Raw genomic sequence first — 27,000 nt, 5'->3', positions numbered from 1 at the left:
CGATTAGGCGTCAGCCAGACGGAACGCCGACACGGAATGCGTCAGGTACTGCGCCTGCTCCTCCAGCGACGCGGCCGCGGCGGCCGATTCCTGCACCAGTGCGGCGTTTTGCTGGGTCACGCTGTCCATTTCGGTCACCGCCTTTTCAATCTGGCTAATACCATGATGCTGCTCATTGGAGGCCGTCGAAATGTGATCCATCAGAACGTTGACCCGGCCGACCGAGGCAATAATCGCATTCATCGCTTCACCGGTCTGGCTGACCTGATCGGAGCCGACCCGGATTGTCGCCACCGATTCTGCAATCAGTCCTTCAATTTCTTTTGCCGCCACCGCACTGCGCTGGGCGAGATTGCGTACTTCGCCCGCTACCACGGCAAATCCGCGACCTTGCTCACCGGCTCGCGCGGCTTCAACGGCCGCGTTCAACGCCAGAATATTGGTCTGGAACGCTATGCCGTTAATGACGTTGGTGATGTCTTCGATTTTTTTCGAACTCTCGTTAATTTTTGACATGGAAACGATGACCTGCTGGGACACGTGTTCGCCGCTCTCCGCATTCTTCACGGCTTCGCTGGCCAGACGGCAGGCTTCAAAGACATTGTCCGTATTCTGTTTCACGGTCGCGCCCAGCTGCTCCATACTGGCGGCCGTTTCGGTCAGGGCTGCGGCCTGCTGTTCCGTGCGCGAGGCCAGGTCAACGTTGCCGCTGGCAATTTCCTGCGAGGCGAAAGAGACCGCCTGGGTTGCCTGGCGGACGCGGGTAATAATGCCGGTCAGCGCGGTACGCATGCTTTCCATAGAGGTCATTAACTGCTGAATCTCGCTCTTTGAACCGGTGTTGACCGGCACCGGTTTGTCCAGAATTCCTGCGGCAATCTGGCTGCAGTGGGCTTTGGCGTGATCAAGCGGCGATAAAATATAGCGTCTGACAAAGACCAGTATGGCCACGATAATGGCAAGAAACAGCACACCAAATACGACTAACAACAGGATCCCAGAGGAAAAGTTGCTCTGGGCATCCGTATTGAGCTTCTTCGCAAAGGCTTCATGTTGTGCCAGCACCTTGTCCAGGACAATTTCATACTGGCGATCCAGGCGCACGACGTTTGCGATCTGGTTTTTAAAGCGCTGCTGGTCCCCGGCCTCGGCCGCTGCGATTAAAGGCTGAATGCCCTGATCGCGGTAGGCCAGGTAAGCCTGACGATAGCGTTCTGCTTCCGCTTCTTCTCCCGGAATACGTGGCGCGTTCAGATAAGCCTGGAAAGCGGCATCGGCTTTAGCGGCAACGCTTTTTACGCTGTCCAGTGAAGCGGCGCCCTGCGGGCCACCATTCTCCGTCTCTTTCATGTACTCCATCAGACGGACGCGTAAGGTACGACTGTGGTTGATCGGGTCAATCACCGACAGCACCACACGAATTTCTTTATTCACGGCATTAAGTGACGCGTTGCTGCGGGCCAGTAACCAGATGCTGACGGAAATACTGATAAGAAAAAGAATTAACAGAAAAGACAACACCAACAGTGATGATTTTTTTAACGACATAACACAGTCCTGAACAGGGGGGATTATGGACAGATATATCGGCATCCTGGGGCTAAATATTTAGCTGGAACGCACCGAAATAAGCACAGAATTAAGTGCATAAAACATAAGCGAAATAATGAACCAACTGATTCACTATTATCAGGTTGACGTTTCGCTTGCCGCTTCGGTTATTTCATGCGTTAACGCCGGCGGTATGGTTTTCAGGTCCACTAATAGGTTGAGTCAACGAGGAAGTGCAAAGCAGGAAAGTGCGCTTGTCAGCATTTGTCTGAACATTTCATTTATTATTTATTTTAAGTTATTGTAATTTAAGGTTTAATTTTAATCCTTGCAGTAGTAAATAAAGGTGACTATTGCCTGTGAGATAATATGGTTATTAACACGTAAACATTATTAGCGTACCAGGCATTGATTTAATTGAAAAAACGGGGGAGACGTCTCAGGCGATTGGGTAAATCCTCTGAAAGGAGATTCTTTGCGCCGTTATGAATCCTCTTCTCTGCGCTGTCGTCTACACTTATTACTTCTTTATAAGGAAGTTTCTACTCACCTGTATCGAGGTAATAATGCAAGTATGTCCTTATTTGTTTCTCTATGGTCGCTGTGAAGAGGCGATGGAATTCTATTTGCAGGCAACAGGTGGACAGCTGCTGCAAAAAATGACGTTTGGTGATATGCCGGAGCAGGGTGAACAGATTGGCGACCAGTCTGCACCCCCGTTGCCACCTGAAAAAATTATGCATGCGCATCTGCGTATCGGGCAGGGCGAACTGATGATGAGTGACGGTAATCCTGACCAGCCACCGGCGTCAGAGCACGCAGGCTATGCCGTCAGTCTGGCGACCACGGATGCAGAACAGGGTAAAGCCTGGTTTGAAAAGCTGTCGGCAGGCGGGAAAGTGACCACACCGTGGCAAAAAACTTTCTGGTCTGATGGCTTCGCCATGTTTATTGATAAATTCAATATTCCGTGGCGCATTAACGTTGTTAAATCAGACGAGTAATTTGTCGGTGATGCCGTTCAACGGCGTTGGATGGCGCATACAACAGCGGCCTTCCCAGGGGGAAGGCCGCCGTCAATTACCGTGCCTGTCTTGCAACAAACTGATCAGAAGTTATAGCCAGCCACCAGATAGTAACCCCAGCCCGTTGATTTAATTTCAGACGCGCTGCTGCCAAAACCTAACTCCTGACCGTCTCCCCACTGACCGCCGTTATGGAAGTAACGCGCCACAGCAGAGAAGTGCCAGTGCTCGTAGCCCAGTGACAGGATATGACTGGAGGCGATGGAATTACTGGTACGGATCGGCCCGGTCTTATCACGCAAGTCTGAGCCCCAGTCGAAGTTGGTAAAGCCTACATAGCCCAGGTTACCACCCCACAGTGTGGTGATTGGCACGAAATACTTCACCTTAAAGCGATAGCCGTCCCAGCTGTCTTCGTTCGCAGCACCGTAGTTTTCCCACTGGTACTTGGCATAGACGTTCAGTGACAGACCGATATCGCTGTGCGTATCGATGTCGGTGCCCAGGCCCATGTACCAGGTGTTCTGGCGGTTTGCGCTGTTACGGCCCATATCGTAGATATAGTTGTTGGCAAAATACCACTCTTTAAACGGACCGAAAGCCAGGCTGGTGCCGGTCAGTTTATCAATAGAGAAACGCGGTTCGATTTCCATGAACAGCGGTGAACCGTGGTCGAAAATACCGTTGGCGTTGTTGTTACCTACGCCAAAGAAGTTTGGCAGGTCAACGTAGCCGTAAAAATCAAACCAGTCTTTTTTGGCGAACGCTTCGTATTCCAGATAGACATCGTTATTGAACTGGGGCCCGAAGCGGGTGTGGTAACTGCCCACCACGTTGACGCTCTGATGCCACCAGTCGGAAAGGTACTGGGGATCGTTTTCTGCAGCCTGCACTGCACCGTTCAGGGAGCCTGCCAGCAGGGCACCTGCAACTAACGTTTTAAATTTCATTATATTTGACCACTGGTTTTCATACGCAAGACAATCGTTTGCGTGCTGTTTGGAAATCAATCCCAAAGGTTGGGCAGTAATGTACTCAGGCCGCCTGTTTTAGTTAGCGTAGCGTGCCTGTAACAGAGAGATAGAAAATAGCTTTTGATCACATTTGTCAAAATGTGTTGCATAACAATTCATCATAATTGTGATGATTGTCACAATATAGGGTTGTGGCGAACGGAACCGGGCAACCGTTTACGTTGTCGGGTTCCGAATCGATCGGCAGGAATCAGGGAAAGGTAACGCGCACCTGAAAACCGCAGCGCAGGCCTTGTGCGTCCCGACAGTTGGCAAGGGCAACGTCGATATGGTGTTTCTGGGCGACGCTGCGCACGATAGACAGACCTAAACCGCTGCCCTGCGCTTTAACGTCGGGTGAACGGGCAAAGCGATCGAATGCGCGTTCAAGAAAGGATTCCGGTACACCCGGACCGTTATCAACGATGTCGACAACGGTTTGTCCCGCCACACGATGCAGCAGCACATCGACCATGCTGCCTTCAGGCGTATGTAACATCGCGTTGCCAATCAGATTATCAAACAGGCTGCGAAGTTCGGAACGCCCGGCCTGCAGTCGATAGTGCGTGGTGCCGCTAAAGCCAATGTCGATACCGCGTTTATCCGCCACAACCATGAGCTGTTCAATACTCTCTTTCAGCACATCTTCCAGATCGATATTTTCGAGGTGCGCGACGACTGACTGATCTTCCCAGCGCGACATATTCAGCAGTTGAGTGACCAGATGGCGCGTGCGGGTCACACCTGATTCCAGTTGAGCGAACTGACGGCTGGCCTCGCCGGGTTGAATGTGCTGACGCAGATTTTCCAGTTGCAGCGTGACGGCGGTGACTGGCGTCCGCAGTTCATGAGCGGCATCTTCCATAAACTGACGTTGTGAAGACCAGGCGGCACGCAGTTTATCCAGTAAGGAGTTGTAGGCCTCAACCAGGGGCTGAATTTCGTCGGGCAGCCGTTCCGGCGATACGCTGTGGGGATGGTGCGCATCCTGGGCGGCGATTTCTCGCGAGGCAACGCGCAAATCCCGGGTGATCTTGCGCACGACCAGCCAGATGACCAGCAGCGACAGCGGCATCATCAAAATCAGCGGAATAATCGCCGACAGCGCCCGTCGCACCATCATCTCTTTCATGTAGCTCAGGTTCAGCATGACCTGAATAGTTTTAATCTCACTGCCTGGCTGACCGGAACGGGTGTAAATACGCCATTCACAGTCGCGGCAGTCACCTATCTGCACGTCTTTGTAGCCATTTTCCGGCTGTAAGGGCGCATGCAGCTCTGGCCATGAGCTGGATCGTAACCGGCCCTGCGCATCCCACAGCTGAATGACAAAGGCACTTTTGATCTTATGCGCAGGCGCAATCACCGGCATCAACGGGGGGATTTCACGGTTAACGGACCATGCATCGGCCAGCTTGGCGAGTTGTTCGTCCTTAATGACGCCAACCATTTCGCCGTAGCAGTTAAAAAAATACCAGGCGACGCCACCAATCATCAGTAAATGAATCAACAGCAGGGTACTGAGTAATTTATTTCGTAATGAACGCATAAAGATTTTCATATTGCCGGTACTCGCCAGCCCAGCCCACGCACGTTGCGAATCACATCATTATCCAGCTTGCGCCGCATCCCGTGGATAAGAACGTCCACGGCATTGCTGCTGACTTCTTCGCCCCAGCCGTAGATACGGTTTTCCAGCTGTTCACGTGACAGAATGGCACCGGGCCGCTCCAGCAGAGCATAAAGCAGGGCATATTCCCGGGCGGTGAGCTGTTCACGCTGCCCTTTGTACAGGACTTCGCGGGTCAACATATCCAGTTGAACATCGCCGCTGCCCAGCACCGAATCGGCAGAACCATGGTGGCGTCGGGTGATCGCGCGCATACGGGCCATGACTTCCTGCAGATCAAAGGGTTTGAGCAAATAGTCATCTGCCCCGTAATCCAGGCCCTGCACCCGCTGAGCGACCGTGTCGCGTGCGGTCAGAATTAATACCGGTGTGGCATCACCGCGCCCACGTGCGCGTCTGAGCACCTGCAACCCGTCGTCGCGAGGCAGACCGAGGTCAAGCAGCACGCAACTGTAACCGCCTTCGCTCCAGGCATTGTGCGCATACACGCCATCGCGTACCCAGTCGACAGACCAGCCCGCGGCTTCCAGCGCCTGCTGTAAATTGGCACCGATCATTTCATCATCTTCAACCAGCAACACGCGCATGGATGACGTCCCCCAGAAAAATGATCCCAGTGTAGCGCTGGATTATTAGCGCAGAATTATTGCTGTTACCAGCCTCAGCACTCTTACCGCACTGGCCGGGAAGGCGACAAAACCTGGCGTCGGTGCAGGCATGGATCGCTTTGCTAATTCTGCGCTAATTTTCCGCTAATTAAGGGATAAATTTAGCGCGCTAAAGTGTGTTCCTGCACATCTGCTTTAACCAGGAGAACACCATGAATCAGCGCGAGTTTATTCGTAGTTTGCTGGAATGGATAGAAAGCAATTTAGGACACGATCTGCATCTGGACGAAGTCGCCCGCCGGGCGGGCTATTCCCGTTGGCACTTACAGCGTTTGTTTCGCCAGCACACCGGTTTCTCACTTGCCGAGTACATCCGCCAGCGCCGCCTGACCGAATCGGCCCTGACGCTGCTCAACAGCAATGAAGCGATCCTGCAGGTGGCGATGAACTACGGCTTTGATACGCAACAGGCCTACACGCGCACCTTTAAAAACTATTTTATGATGACGCCCGGCCAGTTACGACGCCAGCGCCGTGTTGAACCGGATCGCTTGTTGTTTCCTCTCGCCATGGCCAGTTAGTCTCTGTATGGACATTGCCATCCTGATCGCTTGTGGCAATGTCCATACATCGCCCGCGCGATGTTCTGCCTCCTTTCCGTCGTAATGTTGTCAGCTTTCCTGACGTTCCTTTATGCTTAACGCCTGATACATGGCGCGCCTGCCATGTTGCACCCGGCGGCAGCGTGCCGCGATGTCCGCAGGAAGCCCATGAATAACAGCGATAACCTCATCGCCATGATGGTGTTTGCACGCGTGGTTGAATTAAAAAGCTTCACAGAAGCCGCGCGCGTACTCGGCGTGTCAAAATCCCACATCAGTCGGGAGATCGCCGGACTGGAACAACGGTTGGGGATCCGTTTACTGCAGCGCACCACCCGCAGGATGACCCTGACCGAATTAGGCCAGGCTTACTATCCCTATTGCGTGCGCATGCTGGATGAAATGCAGCGGGCAGAGGCGTTTGTTCAGGAGACGCATCAACATCCCGTTGGACATGTGCGCCTGCAGGCTCCCGTTACCTTCGGCTGTCAGTGCATCGTTCCCATCCTCAATCGCTTTCTGCGCGGTCATCTGCACATCAACGTCGACCTCAGCCTGACGGATAACAACGACGAGACGATGGGCGAAGGCGTGGATGTCGCGGTTATCATCCGCGCTCATGCGCCACGTCAGGGCAATTTCCGGGTACTGAACGATATCCACTGGGGGCTGTATGCCGCCCCGGCTTATCTGGCGCAGCATCCTGCTATCTCGCATCCTCGCCTGTTACCGCGCCATGATTTATTGATGTTCCACGGTCCGGCACATACGGCTGCGCTGCCTTTTCGCCGTGATAAACAGCGCCTGGCGGTGGATGTCCGCAGCCGCTTTCGCGCTAACAACAGCATGGCTTTGCTGAATGCCGCGCTGGCAGGCACGGGTATTGCCTATTTGCCTTCGTACATGGTGCAGGAAGCCTTGGCGCAGGGCACGATTGTGCAGGTGCTGTCAGAGTGGCAGATGGATCGCTTGCAGAGTTACCTGCTGGTGCATCAGGACAGTCTGGCGGTTTCCGCGGTCAATCTGCTCTGTGATGTGCTTATCAGCCAGCTCAGTGGTCGCTGATTGTTGCAATACAGCAACAAACTATGCCAGCAGACAAATATCCCGCCCTCACTGTTGTTGTCTCGTGACCATTGGTAGCCTGAATCCCTGAACATAAGGGGGATATCGCATGGCAACCGCGTCGGAAGCACCTGACTCTGAACACTGGCAACGCAACTTGTGGGTTTGCGTATTCGGCTCCTTTACCACACTGGTAGCGATGACGCTTCTGCTGCCGTTTTTGCCGTTGTATGTGCAACAGCTTGGCGTCAACACGCCCGCTGCAATTGCGCGCTGGTCGGGCATCGCCTATGGTGCCACCTTCTTCAGTGCGGCCTTAACCGCGCCGCTGTGGGGGAAACTGGCCGATCGCTACGGACGTAAGCTGATGCTCATCCGCGCCAGTCTGGGTATGGCAGTAGCCATGGCGCTGACGGGCATGGCGACGGCGGCCTGGCAACTGGTGGCGCTGCGTTTACTGGCGGGATTACTGGGCGGTTATGCCTCCGGTTCGACCATTTTGATTGCGGCACAAACGCCCAAAGCGCACACCGGATGGGCTCTGGGTGTGCTGGCATCCGGCATGATGGCCGGTAACATTGTTGGTCCGCTGCTGGGTGGCGTCCTGCCGCCGCTGATAGGGATCAGAGCGACCTTCTGGCTGATGGGGGCGATCATCTTTGTGGCCTTTCTGGCGACGACCTTTTTACTGAAAGCGCGGCCGCCGGTGCGAAAAACCGACCAGGAGCTGTCTCAGCCGGTTGACGACCCGTCGCCGCACAAGCTTGTTAACGTCAGGCTGATGTGGCTCTCAGGCATGCTGCTGATTTTTGCCAACATGTCGATTGAGCCGATCATTACCCTGTATATCGGCCAGTTTTTACATGAGCAGCATGCCATAACGCTGATGTCGGGTGTGGTCATGGCGGCAGCCGCGCTGGGCAGCATTCTTTCCGCGCCTTATGCCGGCAGGCTGGCCGACCGTATCGGCCACTGGCGCGTACTGAGTGGCGGATTGCTGAGCTGTGCGCTGTTACTCATTCCGCAGGCGTTTATTACCGACGCCTGGCAACTTCTGCCTCTGCGCTTTTTGATGGGGCTGGCGCTGGGCGGATTGATGCCCTGTATTACCGCCATTATTCGTCACACTGTTCCGGCCACGCAGGTGGGGCGGATGCTGGGCTATTCCACCTCGGCGCAGTATATCGGGCAGGTAACGGGGCCGGTGTTCGGCGGGTTTATTGGCGGCGCATGGGGCATGCGGCCCGTCTTTCTGGCGACCAGCCTCGTGGTGGGCGTGTGCGCCTGGCTAAACTGGCGGCAGGGCAGAAAGGGCGGAAGGTCGGCATAAAAAAGGCGGACCGGAGTCCGCCTTGTTTTTACAGGTTCAGGTTATTTCTGGTCCGGCAGTGCATAGGCAATGACATAATCGCCCAGTTTGGTACCAAATGAACCATGGCCACCGGCAGCAATCACGACGTACTGCTTACCGTTAACTTCATAAGTCATTGGTGTCGCCTGACCGCCTGCTGGCAGACGCGCCTGCCACAGCAGCTCACCGGTATCGGTGCTGTAAGCACGCAGGTAGTTATCGGCCGTTGCGCCAATAAAGAACACTTTACCGGCTGTGGCGACCGGGCCACCCAGCATTGGCATACCCATTTTGAATGGCAGCGGCACTGGCGCACTGTCACGAACGGTACCAATACGTTGCTTCCAGACGACCTTATTGGTTTTCAGGTCAACCGCCGATACATAACCCCATGCAGGCTGTTTACAGGGCAGACCAAACGGTGACAGGAACGGATTCAGTTCCACGCCATACGGCACGCCGTACTGCGGCTGAATACCGGTTTCGGTACCGGAACCGCCTGTTGCGCCGGCTGGTGGCTCTTCCGGGTTACCCGGTCCGCGCGGAATCAGCTTGGACACAAACGGCAGTGCCATTGGGTTGGCAATCGCAATCTGACGATGCGGATCGACCGAAATCCCGCCCCACTCAAACATGCCCAGGTTACCCGGGAACACCAGCGTACCTTGCTCAGAAGGCGGGGTGAACGGACCTTCATAGCGCAGGCGTTTGAAGATCACGCGGCACACCAGTTGGTCGTACATCGTGGCGCCCCACATGTCCTTGTCCGTCAGATTCTGTTTTGGACGGAAGGTCAGTTCAGAGTAAGGCTGAGTCGGAGAGACGTGGTCGCCTTTTGCGGCACCCTGCGGAACCGGGGTTTCGGGGGCCGGTACAACGGTTTTACCGGTACGGCGGTCCAGGACGAAAATGTTCCCGGTTTTCGCTGGCGCATAAATCACCGGCACGGTGTTACCGTCTTTATCGGTAATATCGGCCAGCGTCGGCTGCGACGGCAGATCCATGTCCCACAGATCGTGATGCACGGTCTGATAAGACCACACCAGCTTACCGGTGGTGGCATTCAGGGCCAGGACGCTGCTCGCATAACGCTCCTGCTCTGGGGTGCGGTTACCGCCCCAGATATCAGGCGTTGTCACGCCCATAGGCAGATAAACGATATCCAGTTTCGGATCGTAGACCGCAGGTGCCCAGGAGTTCGGCGAGTTCATGGTGAACGTGTGTTCATCCGCCGGAATCGCGTTGGGATCTTTCGCACCCGGATCAAATACCCACAGCAGTTTGCCTGTATTAACGTCAAAACCACGGATAACGCCGGATGGCTCACGGGTTGAGAAGTTATCGGTCACCGCACCCGCCATCACGATGGTGGTGTCGGTAATCACTGGCGGAGAGGTCGGCTCATACATGCCAGGCGTAGTGACCGGCTGTTTGTGCTGAAGATCCAGCTCACCGTTATTACCAAAGGCCGGGCAACGTTCACCGGTTTCCGCATCCAGTGCAAACAGGCGACCATCGTTCACAGGCAGGTAGATACGACGCGAGCACAGCGCAGGCTGCGTATTCGCGGCATCTTTAGCTGCCGGGAACTCGTGGTAGGACACACCACGGCAGGTAACATGCTGGAAGGTTGGGTCAGTTTTCAAACCGGGATCAAATTTCCATTTCTGCTTACCCGTTGCCGCATCCAGGGCGAACAAAATCTGGTGAGGTGAGCAGAGATACAGCGTGTCGCGGATTTTAATCGGCGTCACTTCATCGGTGATTTCACCGGGATCGCTCGGCTTTTTCATATCGCCGGTCTGGAACTGCCAGGCAACCTGCAGCTCTTTCACGTTATCGTGATTGATCTGCTTCAGCGGTGAATAGCGTGTACCTTGCTGATCGCGTGCATAAGCTGGCCAGTCAGCATCGGCAACATTGCTCAACGGCTGAGCCTGCGTCGCCGTATCTGCTGTGGCAGGCACGGCGCCGTTAACAACCTGCGGATCGTTAAAGACGGCATAGGCTAATACGACTGCACTGGCCACCAGGGCAACCGCCATCGCACTCAATGGGCCTTTGCCTGGACGATAAAAGACCCGGTAAACAAAAGGCAACACCAGCCAGACGCCAAAAATGACCAGGACATCGGTGCGAGGTGCCAGCGCCCAGAAGTCAGTACCGACTTCCCAAACGCCCCATGCCAGGGTCGCCAGCAGCAGTAATGCATAGACCAGCAGCGCAGCACTGTTTCGACGCCAGAGCAGAAAAGCGGTAAGCAGCATAGCTGCACCACCAATGATGTAGTACCAGGAACCACCAATCGTGGCTAACCAGATACCACCAATTAACATGAACGCACCCGTTAGCACGGCGAACAGCACCGTTAAAAAACGGACCACGCTAAAGGATGAGGAGTTTTTCCCCATAATGTTGACCTCGTTTCGTTGCCATAAAACACAAGAAAACAATCAGATAGATTGTTTTCAGTCATAAAGTACAAAAGTTAAAGGCATTCTTAATTAGGCTCTTCCGTTAAGCTCGATGATCCAGATGTGTTAAATGTTATAGCAAAATTGGTATGAGTTTTGATTTTTTTGGCTTAAAACTCTTAACAACGCACCTAAGGCAACACTTTAGAAGGGGTTAATGGTTCATCTCGATATGATCCATTACTAATCGAACGCAGGAAAGGTTAAAGCGTAAAAGGAATGAGATCGCCCGATAAACGCTGTAATTGCCAGCCGCTGATGTTCACGGCTGCGAGTTGTTCTGCGCTTAACGTTGGATCATAACCGCGGACGAATATCTCGGCCCCTTTTTCCCTTAACGATTCAATTAAGAAAGGAAAACTAAATTTCCGATAGTTGTCATTAAAGAAGGTTTCACTCAGGACAATTGCGGAAAAGGGAAAAGATTCGACTAAATGCCACTCTGCGCCAGGCGGTGCGAAATCAAAAAGCCAGAAAGCATAGGTGTTAATTAATTCCAGTAATCTTTCCCGGTAAAGCAAAAGACTGTGATAATTAATACCAATACGCACCCGTGAATCCTGCAAAGGTAAATAACGCGCAGGCTGATTCATCCATTCCTTTAACTGGCGATCGCACAGCGGAATAATCATTAATGCTGCTTCAGTTGCAAGGTGATTGTGTAATGAAATAATGTTGTCGTCATTAAGTATCATTTTCTCAGGACGTGCAAAGTCCGCATTGGGAAGATGATAGCAAATACCGGCCACCTGGCTCGTGACGTGATGAATAGGCTCAGTAATATAAGGGTTATATAAGCTATTTTTCATTATCTCTTCGAAACGTTTTTTATGTTTGCTGTGCGTTATATTTTTTCATTAACAAAGTGAAGTACGGCAATGAATATACGCTATTCTGTTGGCAAACACATTATCTCACTCTTCTTATTAGGCATTCATTTAACTTTATATGACATCTAATTATAACGTTGAATGGTTTTTCCAGACGTGATTACTGCACGCATGTTAATTTAGCAACACGCGATAACTTTACGAAATCGGGAAAGTCCGCAGTTAAGATTCACAGAATAAACTGTCGTGTTTTTGCCTGACTTACCGCTTCGGTTATGGCTTTATTTTCTCCTGGCTAAAGTTAGCAGCAGAGTTATCGGTTTTTTTTATCGTTCGCACGTAATTATGATTGTGATAATCGTGACAGAAAACGCGACCAGATTGCTAAATAGCGGGACGAATTGAGGGGCGTACGAAACGGTATGGCACGCCGGACAGGGCGGGTACAGGCATTGTCCTCAACGCCCGAAGAAACCGGGCTGTGGCTGACTGGTCCCTGACGCCGCAAGGCGCGTGCAGCGCCGAATGGCCTGCTTACAGGAGCCACTCTGAATGTGGCTCCTGTAAGCAGGCAGCCACACTGGCGCGCCTCAGCGTGAACCTGATGAAGGCGTCGCAGGTGCGGAGCGTCGTTCACGCACAGGCTGTCAGCAACCTTTCGTGTCGGCGGGCAGGCTGGTAAGAAACGGTACGTTTCCCTTTGCCCTAAAAAAAAACCGGCCCAGAGGGCCGGTTTGAGTGAGGTACCAGTCAGTGATGCTAGCGATCAACCTGATGCTCTCGGGGGAGAAAAGATCAGGAGGGAACTAAGGCGTTCCCGTTTTTCCCAGGTTGGCGTCAAAATTTTTCCAGCTTTCGGTCAGATCGATGACGCTGCGGGTTTTGCGCGCTTCGTCAATCTTAATGGCCGTCAGGCCCGCTTCCAGTGCATCGATCACAGAAACTTTTAGCGGCGTGCCCTGCTTAATATGTTTCACGATCTCTTCAGCCATCAAGGCATCAGCCCCGTAGTGGCCATCATAGGCATTACCGTTGTAAATGGTTTCAACCTCTTTTTCGCCGGTACGTGCGTTGTGTACGCGGAAATAGTTACGGACAAAATCGCCCTCGGCCATGCCGTCAGTCCCGATCACGCAGAAGCGACGGAACTCGTCCGGGACATTCAGGTTGGCGTGAAAGGCGAGCGTCGCGCCACTGGCATATTCAATCAGGGCCGTCTGGTAATCGACGATGTCCGCATCGCTGTCAAAGACCGCGTCGGTACTCGCCCAGCCACTCGGTTTAGTATGGTAAATCTCAGACTGCGCATTCACTGCGCCCTGCGGCGCATGTTGCGGTGTAAAGGATTTGCGTCCACCAAAGCTGGCAACCCGCACAGGACGTTCCTGCATTAATCCCTGATAGAGATCGATGTCGTGACAGCATTTTTCCAGAATATAGGGGCCGGCATATTTTTCCAGCCTGCGCCAGTCGCGCTGAAAGAACGCGCCATGGTAAGGCTTGATATGCTCAGTGGCTTCAATTGAGGTAATTTCACCCAGTCGACGATCGTCCCGTGCGGCCAACAGATCGTGGTACAGCGGCGAATAACGCAGCACCAGCCCAACCAGGATTCGGTCTTCACCGTACTGGCGCACCAGTCTTGCCATCGCCATCGTCTGTTCTTCATTGATCACGACAGGCTTTTCCGTAAATACGGTATAACCTGCTGCCAGCGCCTGCGTGACATGCTCAAGATGCATAAAGTTTGGCGAGCCCACCAGCAACAAATCAAAGCCGCCGTGCTGCAGCAGCGCGTCAATGGAGTCAAACGCCTTGCCGGGATCGATACCAAAACTGTGCAGATTCGGCAGCCCGGCAGGTGCGGGATCGCAATAGCCTACCAGCGAAAATGCGGGATCGGCTTTGTGAAACTCTTTAACCACGTGAGAAAGGCGAAAGCCGAGACCAATAATGCCTACTTTCATGGGAAACCCCTGATCCTGAGTTCTGACAACGGTAATCACGCCGCTGACCGGACGTTATGGTTGAGATGCTGACCACCAACTTATTACGATGGAAAAAGTAATGTCAATAACGGGTTGTGTGATTTGCGTACGTATTTTTTGTTATTTAACTGATTTTAAATAAAAAATAGTTATTGTTTTTTCCCTATATTTATTTGTTATTGCGATTTAAGTTTTTTTCACCTATCGTTCGCAGATTACAGAATAGAGATGAGTTAAGGCGGGAGGAAGCGCGTGCAATCACACTATCTCCTTGGTATTGATGGCGGCGGCACCCAGTGTCGCGCACGGTTAACCGACAGCGAGGGCACGCTCCTGGCCCAGGCTGTGGGCGGTCCCGCTAACGTCTGGTCCCAGTTCGATGCCGCACTGAACAGCGTTGAACAGTTAATCGCGGCGGTGCTGTCTCAGGCCGGCCTGGCCCCCGAGGCGCTGTCTCACACGTCGCTGGTAGCCGGTTTAGCAGGGGCCAATGTGGCCTCCGTTCAGGCACGTCTGGCACAATGGCAGCCCGACTGTGCGGCCCTGCAGGTCGTCAGTGATGTGGAAATCGCCTGCGCCGGTGCGCATGCTGCGGCACCGGGCGCGGTCTTTATTACCGGCACCGGGAGCCAGGGCGCGGCATGGGATGGCGAACGCTTTACGCTGCTGGGCGGCTGGGGATTTGCGCTTTCCGACCAGGGATCGGGCGCTGAGCTTGGTCGACGGGCACTGCGACTGGCGCTGCTGGCGCATGAAGCCATTGTTGAACGTACCGCATTGACGCACAGCCTGATGGCGCGTTTTGATCACAGCCCGGAATCCATGCTGCTGTGGACGCGCGATGCCATGCCGGCCGACTGGGCGCGCGTGGTGCCCGAGGTTTTCGCCGCGGCACATGCAGACGATCCTCATGCGACCGTCTTACTGCGGCAAACCGCTCACGATATTGGTTTGATGGTGAATCGTCTTTCCGCCATCAGTCAGGGGCAGGTTGCGTTAATGGGCGGGCTGGCAACCCCGATTTTGCCCTGGCTGGCAAGCGATGTGCAGGCTCGCCTGGTCGCTGCGCAATACGATGCGCTGGACGGCGCATTAATGATGGCACGATCAAATCTGAGGACTTTATGATCGCTCCCAACGTCACCGCGCGCATTCTGCGACTGATTGTGGAACATGCGCCCATCAGTCAGTCTGACCTGAAGGTTCGCAGTGGACTCAGTATGTCGACCGTTTCTCAGGCGACCAACCGCCTGCTCGCCCAGGGAATTGTGCAGGAGCTTGGCCTGCGGCGGGTGTCAATGGGGCGGCCTAAAACTTTGCTGGGGCTGAATCCCGATCGCGCCAGCGTCATCGGAATCCAGCTGAATGCCGAACGTAACCTGATCGTCATGACGGATCTCAGCGGCAATTTGCTGGGGGAACAGCAGATGCCTGCGGGCGCGATCACGCCGCGTCAGTTAGGCGACGCGCTGGCCAGGTTTTTACGCGGTGTTGAAGAAAAACACGTCGGCGCGATTGGCCTGGCCCTGTCCGGCTTAGTCGATGCCGAAAACGGCTACTGCATTCGGTCTAAAGTTCTCGACTGGGAAAATGTCCCCATTGCGCAGCTACTGGAAACGCGCTTTTCTCTGCCGGTCTTTATCGAAAACGATGCCAACGCGATGGCGATGGCAACGATGGTCTTTGGGCAACTGGGTCATGCACAGTCTGCCGTTATCGCCACGTACGGCAAAGGCATCGGTGCGGGCATCATTCTCAACCGGCGACTGTACCGTGGACGGCACGGCAAAGCGGGCGAAATTGGCAATGGCCTGGTCGGTGATGGCTCGATGCGCCTGCTGGAGGATGTGGCCTCGTCCCGCGCCATTCTGCAACGTGTGGCGCAGGATGAGGAGGGCGGTCCGTTAACGCTGCAGGCGCTTGATCAGCGTCCGACGGCCGATGTGTTGGCGGCGCTGGAAGAGGCCGGTCGTGAGCTGGGAATTTCACTGGCAAACCTGTCGGTCGCCTACGATCCGGATATCGTTTATCTGGCTATGGAGCCGCATATGGCCTCGCGTATTCTTTTAGACCATATCACCCAAAGCTTTCAGGCCTATCGTCTGAAGCTTACGCCTCATATGACACCGCTGCAGTTTCTCACCGAATCCAACCGGATGTGGGCCCTGGGCGCGGCGGGTTTCGCCGTGAACATGCTGCTCGACCTGCTGGCTGCACAGGCAGACGAAGAACCGGTGACCTGACGAGGGGCGCGCAGGCCGCTGGTATGATGATGCGGCCTGCACTGGTGAAGCTGGAAAAGTCATCTGACGGCGCCGGGGCGCCATCCGGTTTAGCGCAGACGCTGCCCCTGCTCATCAAACAGAAGGCAGTGATCGGTTGACAGTCCCAGCCTGACCGCCGTCCCCAACTCACGTGGCTGAGCCTCACGTTCTTCTACCACCAGCATCTGTTCAATGCCCACATCCAGATAAAGGTAGCTGGTATGGCCCAGCATTTCGGCAAAGGACAGCGTTCCGCTAAATTGCTGTGCAGATGGTGTGGCGGCAGCGGGCTGAATATGTTCAGGGCGAATGCCCAGCGTTACGCGCTGACCTTCATGGCAGGGCGCCTCAATCTTCAGTACCAGCTGCGTGATGGCCAGATCAGGGACGGTTAACTGCACTTCGCCCTGACGCGTCGCCGTAATCTCAGCTCGCAGGAAATTCATCTTCGGTGAGCCAATAAATCCGGCCACAAACAGGTTGTCGGGATCGCTGTACAGGCTCAGCGGCGCGCCCACCTGCTCAATCTTGCCTTTACGCAGCACGACGATGCGATCGGCCAGCGTCATTGCCTCAGACTGATCGTGAGTAACATAGATCATGGTATTGCCCAGTGAGGCATGCAGACGGGCGATTTCAATGCGCATCTGCAGACGCAGTTCGGCATCCAGGTTGGACAGCGGCTCATCAAACAGGAAAATGCGGGGATGACGAATGATGGCCCGGCCAATGGCGACGCGCTGGCGCTGACCACCGGACAGTGCGCGCGGCAGGCGGTCTAACAGTTCTGTCAGGTGTAAGCGCGCGGCGGTCTGTTCAATGGCCTGGGCAATCTCCGCTTTTGATTTCTTCATGACCTCTAACGGATACGCCAGATTGCCGCGCACGGTCATATTGGGATAGAGCGCGTAAGACTGAAAGACCATGGCAATGCCGCGTTCGGTGGCAGGCTGGCGGGTCATGTCTTTGTCGTCGATGAGCAGCTTTCCGTCCGTAATCTCTTCCAGTCCGGCGATCATGCGTAGCAGGGTGGATTTGCCACAGCCGGAAGGTCCGACAAACACAACAAACTCGCCGCTGTTTATGGTGAGATCGACCCCGTGAATCACCCCGATGTTGTCATAGGACTTCTTAACGTTCTGTAAGCGCAGGCTGGTCATAAGCTTCCCCTGATCAAAGTAACTGGCCCATATAGATGGCGTTGCTGCGCAGGATATGGCTGAATCCCAGGCATTGATAAAACGCGCAAACCTGCTCATTTTGCAGGCTGACGCCCAGATGGACACCGCGCACATCCGCGTTGCGCAGGGCTGCCAGTTCATGTTCGATCATCCTGCGTCCCCAGCCGCCCGCCTGAACGGGCGGCAGAAGATTGATATGCAGATGGGCAGGCCACTGCGTCACCAGCGCCTGTGCGGCAGGCTCAGGCTGACGGATACTGTCAAGGATCTTGCTGTCGTAAGGGGCGACAGGTGTGCGATCGCGGTATTTCTCCTGCAGCCGGGGCCACCAGTCGCGTGCAAGCTGCGCTTCAAAGGCGACGGTATCCGGTGTGGCAACGACATATCCCATCACCTCACCGTCAACCTCCAGCACAAAGGCAAAATCCGGGGCAAAGCGTGCATAGGGCACCGCAAAGCGCTGCCCGGGATACTCAGGGTCGGAATAGCAGTGACTGGCATCTTTTCCAGCATTGGCCGTTTCCAGACAAATACGGTAGAGCGCGGGATAATCCGACGCGGTCGCCGGACGAATGACACCTTGATTCACCATCGTCATTTCTCACAGGTCAGTCATTGAACAATCTCACGTTAATGAAAGCTGACTTAGTTTTCAAGATGGAATAATTACCGTGCTGTCAGTGGGCTTCCCGTTATGCCCGCGCTCTGCCTGACCAGACCAGTCTCCGTGCGCCCTTGTGGCGCGCTACCGCAAGGCCTGCGCGGATTACCCGTTTAAATTAAAAGTTAAAAATGTGAGCGTCATAGGATTTTCATATTTTTTATCAGCAGGTTATTACGTCATTTTGGCGGTGGATTATTGTGCTGCTGCGGAAAAGATCAGCATGAATATTACGCTGCATTTCTTTTTATCACCCCGCGCTTATTCGGATAAGCGGTCTGCCAGGTTGATTTTTTGCGCAGGCTCACAACCTGGCAATTCCGCCGGCCCGGTGTTTGACTTTATTTTTTTATTAAAGTAACTATGGATGAGAAGGTGAGTTATGCGGCTTCAGTCTGCGGGAGTGCAGACCGTGTGAAGAAAGGATGCCCGTCCTCTATTGGAGAAAGTGAGCATGATGTCTGATTCCTCAGTTCGTTCGTTCCGTTTTCGCACGTCGGTTCGTAGCCTCCTGGCGGCGGGCTTGCTGATGGGCAGCGTTGCGCATGCCGACAGCAAAGTCACGCTGAATGAGTGGGATATCTATACGTATCCTCAGCAAACGGCGGCAGTCGATGAAGGCATTAAAGAATTCACTCAACAAAACCCCGGCATCGTCATTAATCGCTCCGTGCACTCTTTCGAAGATACCCGAATTCCCCTGAAGCTGGCGTTAACCGCAGGTGAAGGGCCGCAGATCGCACAGGTGAACCAGGGCGGCGGCGATATGGGATCGCTGGTAAAAGACAAACTGCTGCTGCCGCTGGACAGCTATGCGGCCGAGTACGGCTGGACCAAACGCTTCCCGGACTCCATTCTGAAGCGTAACCGCTGGTCTGACAGTGGTCAGTTTGGCAGCGGTAAGCTGTACGGTGTTGCCAGCCTCGGTGAAATGGTCGGCCTGTATTACAACAAAGCGCTACTGGATAAAGCCGGTATTGCGGTGCCGAAAACCCTGAGCGAGCTGGAAGCCGCCATGGCAAAACTGAAGCAGCAGGGCACGCCGCCAATGATGTTAGGTCTGCTGGACGGCAATATGGGTCAGCAACTGCTCAGCACCTTGTGGGAAGCGCAGATTGAAAGTCACGATCGTAAAGCGCTGGATGACCTGATTTATGACGTGGGCGGCACGTTCAAAGATGAAAAGCTGATTAAGGCCGCCACGATGATGAAAGGCTGGGCCGATAAAGGTTACCTGTTCCCTGGCTATCAGGGCATTGGCCACGATGATGCCGCCACGCTGTTCCAGAACGGTCAGGCGGCTTTTCTGGTCAGCGGCACCTGGTATCTGGGCCAGTTTAAAGACAATAAAGATATTCACTTTGCCGCGATGCCGGCGGGTGAGGGTGTGAAGCAGCCGTTGATGGTCGGCGGGACTGACCTGGCCTTCTCGATGACCAGCATGGCAAAAACCAAAGCGCAGCAGGATGCCTCAGCCAAATTTATCAACTATATGGTGTCAGACAGCATGGCAAACCGCTGGCTGAGTGTGGGCTTCCTGCCCGCCAGCACCAGTAAAGACGCAAAAATCCCGGCCGACAATCCGCTCTTAGGCGAGGCCTATCAGGTCTGGCTGACGCTCAATGCCTATGACGGACTGGGTCACTATGTGGACTGGGCCACCCCGACGATGAACGCCGAACTCAATCAAAACGTACAGCTGCTGCTGGCGGGACGACTCACGGCGAATCAGATGGTCACTAACTTCGATAACAACTATCAGCGTTATATAAAAACCCTGAAACACTAAGCCGGGTGCCCGGCAGCATATCTGCCGGGCCTGAATGTCGATCTCACTACGACGAGTACGGTTATGTTGAATCAAAGCAGTTGGCGCAATTTTCTCTATCTTCTTCCAGCCGTGCTGGTTTATGGACTGTTTCTGTTATTGCCGCTGCTGGCGTCACTGGGAATCAGTTTTACCGAATGGGATGGCATATCCATGCCGGTTTTTGCCGGCGTCGCTAACTACCTGCGCATGTTCAGCGATCCGGTGTTCTGGATTGCGCTGGGCAACAACGCCATCCTGATGCTGTTTTATACGCTGCTGCCGATCAGCGTCGGACTCCTGCTATGCAGCTTTTTGTATGAAACCCGCAACAATACCGAGCGCAGCGTGCTGCGGATTCTGTTCTTCCTGCCCTATATCATGCCGATGGCGGTGCTGGGCGTGGTCTGGCGCTGGCTTTATAACCCGGCATTTGGCCCGATCGATCAGTTCCTGCGTGCTGTCGGTTTACCGCAGCTGGCAATGTCGTGGCTGGGGGATTTTACCTGGGCACTGCCTGCCGTGGGCATGGTGGCCACCTGGTACTTCTTTGGCTTCTGTCTGGTGCTGTTTATGGCGGGTCTACAGCGTATGGACCCGTCCCTGCTGGAAGCGGCCGATCTGGATGGCTCGTCGCGGCGGCGTAAGTTTATGCGCATCACGCTGCCGGGCCTGCGCCCGGAGTTGCGTATCGCGCTGCTCCTGACAGTGATTGCCAGCTTAAAAGCCTTTGATCTGGTTTATGTGATGACCCAGGGCGGGCCGGGCACTTCCACGATGGTCACCAATATCTTTATGTATAAGCAGGGTTTTGATCTGCACTACTTCGGCTATGCCTCATCGGTCGCCGTATTCAGCATGGTGATTGTGCTAGGGATTAACTACCTGATTCATCTGGCCCTGAAGGAGCGTTACTGATGAAAAGCACTCCGGTTATTTCTCGTGCGCTCATCTGGGTCGTGGCGTTGCTGACCATCATGCCGTTTCTGATGGCGTTTATGACCTCATTTAAGACTCAGACAGAGCTGTTTCAGGGCGTGTTTACGCTGCCCGCATCCCTGAATATCAAAAATTACGTGACCGCCTGGCAACAGGGGCATTTTAACGTTTACTTTATGAACTCCGTGCTGGTCGTGATTCCGGTGGTGCTGTGCAGTATTTTGCTGGGTATTCTGGCCGGATTTGGCTTTGCCATGCTGAAAATTCCCGGTAAAAAGCTGGTGGCGGCGATGCTGGCGCTGGGCATGGTATTACCAAGTGAAGCCTTTATCATTCCGCTGTATCACGAACTGCACTGGATGGGATTAACTAATACCACTCTGGCCCTGATCCTGCCGCAGATTGCGCTCTCGTTGCCCTTTACGACGCTGATGATTGCCAGCGCCTTCCAGCAGGTTCCGAAAGAGCTGGTTGAAGCGGCCGTGATGGATGGTGCGTCGCGCGTCAAAATCCTGTGGGGCATTTTAGTCCCGGCTATCTGGCCGACGATCTCCACGCTGGCCTTGCTGCTATTTATCTGGACGTGGAACGAATTTCTTATCCCGTTAATTCTGGTGAATAAAGACGAACTGCGTACCCTGCCGATTGGCATGATGTTTTTTCAGAATAAAAACACCATCGATATCCCGGTACTGATGGCAGGGGCGATGATCGTCATTATGCCGCTCATTCTGGTGTTCCTGTTCTTCCAGCGCAAATTCATCAGTGGCGTGACCGAAGGCGCGGTGAAATAACCCCACCAGGTCACACTTCACGACGGAGGCCGAAAAATGGATCTTTCTCTTGCTGATTTTCATCCGGCAGCGGACGGTGAAACGCCGGACACGCAGGCACTGCAACGCGCGATCGATCAGATTGCTGAAGCGGGCGGCGGTCGGCTGACGTTGCCACCGGGGCGTTATCGCAGTGGCAGCCTGAATCTGCCTTCCAATTTTGAGCTGCATCTGGCCGCCGGGGCGGTGCTGATTGCCAGCCGGCACCTGGCAGATTATCAGCAATGGAAGACGCTGAGCAGTGCTGAGAAATCGCATAACGTCCTGCTGTATGCGTTGGGGCAGCGCAATCTGACGATCAGTGGCAAAGGCCGTATAGAAGGCGACGCCGAAGCCTGGTTTGCGGCAGAGGCCGACGAACAGGGCTATCGCATGCCCAGGGCAGACAGACCGCGCATGATCGTCTTTGAGGACTGCGAGCAGGTGACGCTCAAGGACTTTACCCTGTTCCAGGCCCCAATGTGGACGGTGCACCTTGTCAGCTGCCGCCATGTACACATTGACCATCTGACCATTGATAACGCCATGACGCTGCCCAACACGGACGCGCTGGATATCGACAGCTGCGAGGCCGTGTTGATTAGCAACAGCTATTTCAGCGCCGCTGACGATGCGATTTGCATTAAAACGACCTTGAAGCCTGGCAGCCTGCGCCGTCCGGCCCGGCGCATCGCGATCAGCAACTGCCTGCTGCGCAGCGACAGCTGCGCGATTAAAATCGGCACGGAAACCTGGGATGACGTCGAAGATATTACCGTGACCGGCTGCAGCCTATTTGATTCCAACCGCGGCATTGGCATCGTCTCGCGGGACGGCGGTGCGATACGGCGCGTCCTGTTCAGTCACATCACCTTTCACTGTCACCATGTTGCCGCCTGCCACTGGGGCAAAGCCGATCCCCTGTTTATTTCTGTGCGCACGCGCGATCCGCAGGTGCCACCAGGGATCGTTGAACAGGTTCAGTTCAGCCATCTCAGCGGTGTGGCAGAAGGGGCGATCAACCTGCATGCGGCGCAGCCGGGTTGGATCCGCGACATCGTCATCAGCCAGCTACAGCTGCGTCAGACAGTCGCGCAGGGCGTACAGGGTCAGTTCGATGTTCGGCCGCCCTGTAATCCGGACTCACCGACCGGGATGGGGCTGGACAACGCGTACCGGGTCGATGTGACCACGGGCGAGGCGTACGGCGTGGAGCGCTATCCGGGCGGGCTGCCGGGCCTGTTCGCGCGCGGCGTTGAACATTTGCACCTGCATCACCTGGCGATTCAGCGGCCTGAGCCACTGCCTCCAGGCTGGCATCCGGACAGCGTAGTGCTGCTGGCGGAGTAACTTACAGCGCCGCTGCGATAGCGTCGCCCAGTTGCTGTGTATTGGCGCTGCCGCCCAGGTCGCGGGTTAAGTGCTCGCCTGCGGCCAGCGTGCGTTCGATGGCATCCAGCACGGCATCTCCTGCCGCCTTGTAGCCCAGATGCTCCAGCATCATCGCACCACACCAAATCTGACCAATCGGGTTCGCGATGTTTTTACCGGCGATATCGGGCGCGGAACCGTGTACCGGTTCAAACAGGCTGGGGAAGTTGCCTTCCGGGTTAATATTGGCGGACGGCGCGATGCCGATGGTGCCGGTACAGGCAGGGCCCAGATCTGACAAAATGTCGCCGAACAGATTGCTGGCCACCACGACATCAAACCAGTCGGGATGCAGAACAAAATTCGCGGTCAGAATATCAATATGATACTTGTCGACCTTAACGTCAGGATAATGCGCCTGCATTGCCTGAACGCGGTTGTCCCAGTAAGGCATGGTGATGGCGATGCCGTTTGATTTGGTGGCAGAGGTCAGGTGTTTTTTAGGCCGACGCTGCGCCAGGTCAAAGGCAAACTTCAGGATGCGGTCAACGCCCACCCGGGTCATCACGGTTTCCTGAATGACCACTTCTCGTTCTGTGCCGGGGAACATCGTGCCGCCGACGCTGGAGTACTCACCTTCCGTGTTTTCGCGCACGACGTAAAAGTCGATATCACCGGGATGCCGGTTGGCTAACGGCGCTTTCACGCCGGGCATCAGGCGGACCGGACGCAGGTTAACATACTGATCGAACTCACGACGGAACTGCAGTAACGACCCCCACAGAGAAACGTGATCCGGCACGATATCGGGCCAGCCGACCGCGCCAAAATAGATCGCATCAAAGGTTTTCAGCTCAGCAAACCAGTTATCAGGCAGCATTTTGCCATGCTGTTGCCAGTATTCCGCGCTGGCATAATCGAACCACGTCCACTGCAGCGGAATATTAAATTTCTCTGCTGCGGCATTCATCACGCGAATACCTTCTGGCATCACTTCCTTACCAATGCCGTCACCGGGAATCACGGCGATACGATGAATTTTCTCTGTCACAGGGTACCTCTGAGGTTGATGTTGTAGGGGCCCGTCAGTGGGTGAAGGCTGTCGATATGCAGCTTGATTAATGATCGGGCATCGGCGCAGTATAACTCTCCACCTGAGGTAAATAATTAGCCTGGAAGTTAATCCCATGTTGAGTCAAAGTAGAGAATCACGCACATCCAGTGATGACTTAGTGTTCTTTCTGCGCGTCGCTTCTCTGGACAGCTTAACGGCGGCGGCGCGCGAGCTGGGATTATCGCTGGCGGCCGTCAGCAAACGATTAAGCCAGCTGGAGCAGCGGCTGGGCGTACAGTTACTGCGCCGCACCACGCGCAGGCTGGAGCTGACGCCGGAAGGGCGGCGCTATCTGGACGGTGCACGTCCGCTGCTGGAGCAACTGGCGGCACTGGAAGAGGCGGTCAGTGGTGAAACGACGCAGTTACGCGGCACGCTGAACATCAACGCCTCCTTCGGCTTTGGCCGTCGCCATATTGCACCCTGCGTGTCAGCTTTTGCCGCCCTCCATCCTCATCTGGCCCTCTCCCTGCAGCTCAGCAGCCAGCCGCTGAATTTTCTTGATGCGCATGTGGATATTGATATTCGCGTAGGCGAGCCGCCGGATTCGCGGCTGATCGCCCGTAAGCTGGTCCAGAATCCGCGTGTGCTGTGCTGCTCGCCAGGCTATGCGGCGAAGCACGGCCTGCCAGACAGTATCCGTGCGCTGGCGCAACATAACTGCATTTTACTCAGGCAACATGACAGCGACTTCGCTCTGTGGCGCTTAGTCAGCGGCGCTGAGAGCCTGAGCCAGAAGGTGCGCGGTAATCTGGTGACCAACGACGGGGAAGTGGCGATGCGCATGGCGCTGGATGGTCATGGTATTTTGCTGCGCTCATGGTGGGACGCAAAACACAGCATTGCGGCGGGGGAATTGCTGCATGTTCTGCCTGCCTGGCATGCGCCCGATGGCGATATTTTTGCCGTCTGGCAGGCGCAGCGGCAGCCGCCAGCACGCATCTCGGCGTTTGTGACTTTTCTGCAGGAAAATTTGCAGATGGATGCATCGTTAACGAATCTGTGAGGTTTTGAAAAATCGCCCTCAGTTATGCATTACCCGCCATAAAGTATTTACGGTACGCGTCGATACCAATCTTAGGTGTCTGCGCCCGTTGCGCCGACCAACTCTGGGCACGCCTCAGGTCTGAGGCGCGGTGCAACCTCTGGTGGATGCGTACCTATGAATACAGATTTAACCCGCGTCGGGGAGGGGGTTTCCCCTCAGCGTATTGCGAAGCAGGCCGACAGGCTGATTGTTATGCTGTGCTGGGCCCTGGTAGTGATTTCCGCTATCGTCGGCAGTCTGTATCAGTCAACGTGGCTGGCCATAACCGTGGGTACCGCGCTGGCGCTGGTCGCCACGCTGGTGGGATGGCTGGCAAACGGAACGCTGTTTTCCCGACTCTGGCTGGCCTTCACGCTGATTGGGTTTGCGGGGCTGCTGATTCAGTTGGGCCGGGGCGAAACCGAGTTTCACTTTTCGGTGTTTGTTTTACTGTCGGTCTTGCTGGTTTACCGCGACAGCCGACCGCTTCTGATGGCAGCCGCGACGGGCGCGGTGCATCACCTGGTATTCAACTATCTGCAGGAGCACGATCGGTTTGGCATCGTGGTCTTTCACCATCCAGGTCTGGAGATGGTGCTGTTTCATTCACTGTTTGTGGTGGCGCAAACCGCGATGCTGGTGCTTATTGCCCGGCAGATGGCTGCGGATTTGCGCGCCTCCAGCGAAGTGGCGCAACTGGCTGCCCGCATTAACCGCGAGCCTGGTTGCCTGACGCTGTTTGCGGACAGTCAGCAGAGCGAAACGCCCTTTGCCCGCACCTTTAGTCAGACGCTGGGGACGATGCGCGGTACGTTAAATCAGGTCAGCCACGGCGTTGCGGAACTGCTGCAGGAATCAGACAGTATGCTGTCTCGTAATGCCGCGCTGTCACAGCGCACTGACGAGCAGGCGCAGGCGCTGGATGTTGCGACCAGTGCAATGTCACAAATCAGCGTGGCGGCAAGTCTTGCGCGGGACAAAGCGCAAACGGCCTGCGATCTGGCCCGGGAAACCCGCCAGGTCGCCAGTAAAGGCCAGGAGAATATTCAGCAGGCCATGCACTCAATGGCCCAGATTAATGTCGAGTCGGGGCGGGTAAAAACCATTCTTGAACTGATTGACGGCATTGCCTTCCAGACCAACATCCTGTCGCTGAACGCCTCGGTGGAAGCCGCACGAGCCGGTCAGGAAGGACGCGGATTCGCAGTCGTTGCCAGTGAGGTGCGTACCCTGGCGTTACGCTGTGAGAATGCGGCACGGGAAATCCGGCAACTGATGGATGCCTCCAGCTCCAGCGCCGGTCAGGGCACCGTTCAGGTTGACCAGGCCGCGCAAACCATGCAGGCCATTCACGTAAGTATCGACAGCCTGTCACAGCTGGTAAGTGAACTCTCTGAGATGAGTGTCCAGCAGAATCAGAGCATTGCGCAGATTCAGCAAAGTATTAGCAGTATCGATCACAGCGTGCAGCATAACGTCAAACATGTGACCGAAACGCTTCAGGTTGCGCAGCAGCAACGGCAGCAGGCAGGCGCGTTGCAGCAGGCGATTTCGCTGTTTCGTTTTAGCTGATTAAAGACAGGGGAACCATCCCGGGATGAGGTTCACAAGGGCAGGGGTTACGTTGGCTGGCTAAGTGGGCAGCCGCCGGCCTGCGGGTCCGTCAGGATGACGTCGTGATCCGCAG

At 55.0% G+C, this 27,000-nt stretch carries 23 protein-coding genes; 13 read left to right on the top strand and 10 right to left on the bottom strand.

Annotated elements, in window-relative coordinates:
• Positions 1-3: 3 nt before the first annotated feature.
• Positions 4-1,548: a methyl-accepting chemotaxis protein gene (locus GC090_RS18760; protein WP_033739011.1), complete on the bottom strand. Its 1,545-nt coding sequence runs from the start codon at positions 1,546-1,548 to the stop codon at positions 4-6.
• Positions 1,549-2,117: 569 nt separating this feature from the next.
• On the opposite strand from GC090_RS18760, the gene yjdN reads away from it, so the two are divergent.
• Entirely contained in the window at positions 2,118-2,555 is a 438-nt protein-coding gene (gene yjdN / locus GC090_RS18755; protein ID WP_039339045.1) for a VOC family metalloprotein YjdN, read from the top strand.
• Between the two features lie 104 nt (positions 2,556-2,659).
• Here the strand turns inward: yjdN and GC090_RS18750 are convergent, their stop codons facing one another.
• From GC090_RS18750 to GC090_RS18740, 3 genes are all read right to left on the bottom strand, one after another.
• Positions 2,660-3,526, bottom strand: a complete 867-nt coding sequence (locus GC090_RS18750) for a nucleoside-specific channel-forming protein Tsx (RefSeq protein WP_006121691.1) — start codon at positions 3,524-3,526, stop codon at positions 2,660-2,662.
• A 274-nt stretch (positions 3,527-3,800) separates the two neighbouring features.
• On the bottom strand, positions 3,801-5,150 hold the full coding sequence (locus tag GC090_RS18745; protein WP_006121690.1) for a sensor histidine kinase: 1,350 nt from the start codon (positions 5,148-5,150) through the stop codon (positions 3,801-3,803).
• On the bottom strand, positions 5,147-5,806 hold the full coding sequence (locus tag GC090_RS18740) for a response regulator (RefSeq protein WP_033739018.1): 660 nt from the start codon (positions 5,804-5,806) through the stop codon (positions 5,147-5,149). Before GC090_RS18740 ends, GC090_RS18745 begins: the two co-directional genes overlap by 4 nt.
• Before the next feature lie 233 nt (positions 5,807-6,039).
• On the opposite strand from GC090_RS18740, the gene GC090_RS18735 reads away from it, so the two are divergent.
• The 3 genes from GC090_RS18735 to GC090_RS18725 all read left to right on the top strand — a co-directional run bounded on the left by GC090_RS18735 (position 6,040) and on the right by GC090_RS18725 (position 8,824).
• Positions 6,040-6,408, top strand: a complete 369-nt coding sequence (locus tag GC090_RS18735) for a helix-turn-helix domain-containing protein (RefSeq protein ID WP_006121688.1) — start codon at positions 6,040-6,042, stop codon at positions 6,406-6,408.
• A 189-nt stretch (positions 6,409-6,597) separates the two neighbouring features.
• A complete protein-coding gene (locus GC090_RS18730) occupies positions 6,598-7,494 on the top strand; it encodes a LysR family transcriptional regulator (RefSeq protein WP_054634654.1) in 897 nt (298 codons plus the stop codon).
• Between the two features lie 109 nt (positions 7,495-7,603).
• Entirely contained in the window at positions 7,604-8,824 is a 1,221-nt protein-coding gene (locus GC090_RS18725) for an MFS transporter (protein ID WP_185200059.1), read from the top strand.
• A 41-nt stretch (positions 8,825-8,865) separates the two neighbouring features.
• On the opposite strand, the gene GC090_RS18720 is transcribed toward GC090_RS18725, so the two are convergent.
• From GC090_RS18720 to GC090_RS18710, 3 genes are all read right to left on the bottom strand, one after another.
• The gene (locus GC090_RS18720; protein WP_039339042.1) at positions 8,866-11,256 is read right to left on the bottom strand and encodes a glucose/quinate/shikimate family membrane-bound PQQ-dependent dehydrogenase; all 2,391 of its coding nucleotides are present in this window, start codon (positions 11,254-11,256) and stop codon (positions 8,866-8,868) included.
• Between the two features lie 266 nt (positions 11,257-11,522).
• The gene (locus tag GC090_RS18715) at positions 11,523-12,128 is read right to left on the bottom strand and encodes a hypothetical protein (protein WP_033739027.1); all 606 of its coding nucleotides are present in this window, start codon (positions 12,126-12,128) and stop codon (positions 11,523-11,525) included.
• 827 nt (positions 12,129-12,955) lie between these two features.
• Positions 12,956-14,116: a Gfo/Idh/MocA family protein gene (locus GC090_RS18710; protein ID WP_006121682.1), complete on the bottom strand. Its 1,161-nt coding sequence runs from the start codon at positions 14,114-14,116 to the stop codon at positions 12,956-12,958.
• A gap of 273 nt (positions 14,117-14,389) precedes the next feature.
• Between GC090_RS18710 and GC090_RS18705 the strand changes: the two genes are divergently transcribed.
• Positions 14,390-15,265: a glucosamine kinase nucleotide-binding domain-containing protein gene (locus tag GC090_RS18705; RefSeq protein ID WP_039339041.1), complete on the top strand. Its 876-nt coding sequence runs from the start codon at positions 14,390-14,392 to the stop codon at positions 15,263-15,265.
• Positions 15,262-16,380, top strand: coding sequence for an ROK family transcriptional regulator (locus GC090_RS18700; protein ID WP_033739033.1), 1,119 nt, complete (start codon positions 15,262-15,264; stop codon positions 16,378-16,380). Before GC090_RS18705 ends, GC090_RS18700 begins: the two co-directional genes overlap by 4 nt.
• Before the next feature lie 89 nt (positions 16,381-16,469).
• Here the strand turns inward: GC090_RS18700 and GC090_RS18695 are convergent, their stop codons facing one another.
• Positions 16,470-17,561 (bottom strand): ABC transporter ATP-binding protein, encoded by a 1,092-nt coding sequence (locus GC090_RS18695; protein ID WP_033739035.1) that lies wholly within the window; start codon positions 17,559-17,561, stop codon positions 16,470-16,472.
• A 13-nt stretch (positions 17,562-17,574) separates the two neighbouring features.
• A complete protein-coding gene (locus GC090_RS18690; protein ID WP_324020628.1) occupies positions 17,575-18,174 on the bottom strand; it encodes a GNAT family N-acetyltransferase in 600 nt (199 codons plus the stop codon).
• Positions 18,175-18,319: 145 nt separating this feature from the next.
• Here GC090_RS18690 and GC090_RS18685 point away from each other — a divergent pair, with 145 nt between their 5' ends.
• The 5 genes from GC090_RS18685 to GC090_RS18665 all read left to right on the top strand — a co-directional run bounded on the left by GC090_RS18685 (position 18,320) and on the right by GC090_RS18665 (position 23,151).
• Positions 18,320-18,604: a hypothetical protein gene (locus GC090_RS18685; protein ID WP_164482806.1), complete on the top strand. Its 285-nt coding sequence runs from the start codon at positions 18,320-18,322 to the stop codon at positions 18,602-18,604.
• 96 nt (positions 18,605-18,700) lie between these two features.
• Positions 18,701-20,032 (top strand): ABC transporter substrate-binding protein, encoded by a 1,332-nt coding sequence (locus GC090_RS18680; RefSeq protein WP_033739253.1) that lies wholly within the window; start codon positions 18,701-18,703, stop codon positions 20,030-20,032.
• Between the two features lie 63 nt (positions 20,033-20,095).
• Entirely contained in the window at positions 20,096-20,968 is an 873-nt protein-coding gene (locus GC090_RS18675; RefSeq protein WP_033739042.1) for a carbohydrate ABC transporter permease, read from the top strand.
• A complete protein-coding gene (locus tag GC090_RS18670) occupies positions 20,968-21,783 on the top strand; it encodes a carbohydrate ABC transporter permease (RefSeq protein ID WP_039339038.1) in 816 nt (271 codons plus the stop codon). The genes GC090_RS18675 and GC090_RS18670 overlap by 1 nt, the downstream gene beginning before the upstream one ends.
• 36 nt (positions 21,784-21,819) lie before the next feature.
• Positions 21,820-23,151 (top strand): glycoside hydrolase family 28 protein, encoded by a 1,332-nt coding sequence (locus tag GC090_RS18665; RefSeq protein WP_033739046.1) that lies wholly within the window; start codon positions 21,820-21,822, stop codon positions 23,149-23,151.
• A gap of 1 nt (position 23,152) precedes the next feature.
• Here GC090_RS18665 and GC090_RS18660 read toward each other — a convergent pair whose 3' ends face one another.
• Positions 23,153-24,223 (bottom strand): tartrate dehydrogenase, encoded by a 1,071-nt coding sequence (locus GC090_RS18660; RefSeq protein WP_058702348.1) that lies wholly within the window; start codon positions 24,221-24,223, stop codon positions 23,153-23,155.
• 136 nt (positions 24,224-24,359) lie between these two features.
• Between GC090_RS18660 and GC090_RS18655 the strand changes: the two genes are divergently transcribed.
• Together GC090_RS18655 and GC090_RS18650 are read left to right on the top strand one after the other, a co-directional pair.
• Positions 24,360-25,292, top strand: a complete 933-nt coding sequence (locus GC090_RS18655; RefSeq protein WP_324020627.1) for a LysR family transcriptional regulator — start codon at positions 24,360-24,362, stop codon at positions 25,290-25,292.
• A 156-nt stretch (positions 25,293-25,448) separates the two neighbouring features.
• Positions 25,449-26,885, top strand: coding sequence for a methyl-accepting chemotaxis protein (locus GC090_RS18650; RefSeq protein ID WP_033739053.1), 1,437 nt, complete (start codon positions 25,449-25,451; stop codon positions 26,883-26,885).
• Positions 26,886-27,000: the final 115 nt, after the last annotated feature.

The organism is Pantoea sp. JZ29 (assembly GCF_035190385.1).
In the GTDB taxonomy this organism is placed as follows: Bacteria; Pseudomonadota; Gammaproteobacteria; order Enterobacterales; family Enterobacteriaceae; genus Pantoea; species Pantoea stewartii.
The sequence above is the reverse complement of the archived record's forward strand: the minus strand, read 5'-3'. Positions and strand labels throughout refer to the sequence as shown.

Bases quoted from the DNA above. Each gene is read 5' to 3' on its own strand.
- yjdN (WP_039339045.1), top strand. From the start codon at position 2,118: ATGCAAGTATGTCCTTATTTGTTTCTCTATGGTCGCTGTGAAGAGGCG.
- GC090_RS18750 (WP_006121691.1), bottom strand. From the start codon at position 3,526: ATGAAATTTAAAACGTTAGTTGCAGGTGCCCTGCTGGCAGGCTCCCTG.
- GC090_RS18760 (WP_033739011.1), bottom strand. From the start codon at position 1,548: ATGTCGTTAAAAAAATCATCACTGTTGGTGTTGTCTTTTCTGTTAATT.
- GC090_RS18675 (WP_033739042.1), top strand. From the start codon at position 20,096: ATGTTGAATCAAAGCAGTTGGCGCAATTTTCTCTATCTTCTTCCAGCC.
- GC090_RS18680 (WP_033739253.1), top strand. From the start codon at position 18,701: ATGTCTGATTCCTCAGTTCGTTCGTTCCGTTTTCGCACGTCGGTTCGT.
- GC090_RS18715 (WP_033739027.1), bottom strand. From the start codon at position 12,128: ATGAAAAATAGCTTATATAACCCTTATATTACTGAGCCTATTCATCAC.
- GC090_RS18730 (WP_054634654.1), top strand. From the start codon at position 6,598: ATGAATAACAGCGATAACCTCATCGCCATGATGGTGTTTGCACGCGTG.
- GC090_RS18695 (WP_033739035.1), bottom strand. From the start codon at position 17,561: ATGACCAGCCTGCGCTTACAGAACGTTAAGAAGTCCTATGACAACATC.
- GC090_RS18650 (WP_033739053.1), top strand. From the start codon at position 25,449: ATGAATACAGATTTAACCCGCGTCGGGGAGGGGGTTTCCCCTCAGCGT.
- GC090_RS18735 (WP_006121688.1), top strand. From the start codon at position 6,040: ATGAATCAGCGCGAGTTTATTCGTAGTTTGCTGGAATGGATAGAAAGC.
- GC090_RS18665 (WP_033739046.1), top strand. From the start codon at position 21,820: ATGGATCTTTCTCTTGCTGATTTTCATCCGGCAGCGGACGGTGAAACG.
- GC090_RS18725 (WP_185200059.1), top strand. From the start codon at position 7,604: ATGGCAACCGCGTCGGAAGCACCTGACTCTGAACACTGGCAACGCAAC.
- GC090_RS18745 (WP_006121690.1), bottom strand. From the start codon at position 5,150: ATGAAAATCTTTATGCGTTCATTACGAAATAAATTACTCAGTACCCTG.
- GC090_RS18690 (WP_324020628.1), bottom strand. From the start codon at position 18,174: ATGGTGAATCAAGGTGTCATTCGTCCGGCGACCGCGTCGGATTATCCC.
- GC090_RS18700 (WP_033739033.1), top strand. From the start codon at position 15,262: ATGATCGCTCCCAACGTCACCGCGCGCATTCTGCGACTGATTGTGGAA.
- GC090_RS18740 (WP_033739018.1), bottom strand. From the start codon at position 5,806: ATGCGCGTGTTGCTGGTTGAAGATGATGAAATGATCGGTGCCAATTTA.
- GC090_RS18720 (WP_039339042.1), bottom strand. From the start codon at position 11,256: ATGGGGAAAAACTCCTCATCCTTTAGCGTGGTCCGTTTTTTAACGGTG.
- GC090_RS18710 (WP_006121682.1), bottom strand. From the start codon at position 14,116: ATGAAAGTAGGCATTATTGGTCTCGGCTTTCGCCTTTCTCACGTGGTT.
- GC090_RS18670 (WP_039339038.1), top strand. From the start codon at position 20,968: ATGAAAAGCACTCCGGTTATTTCTCGTGCGCTCATCTGGGTCGTGGCG.
- GC090_RS18655 (WP_324020627.1), top strand. From the start codon at position 24,360: ATGTTGAGTCAAAGTAGAGAATCACGCACATCCAGTGATGACTTAGTG.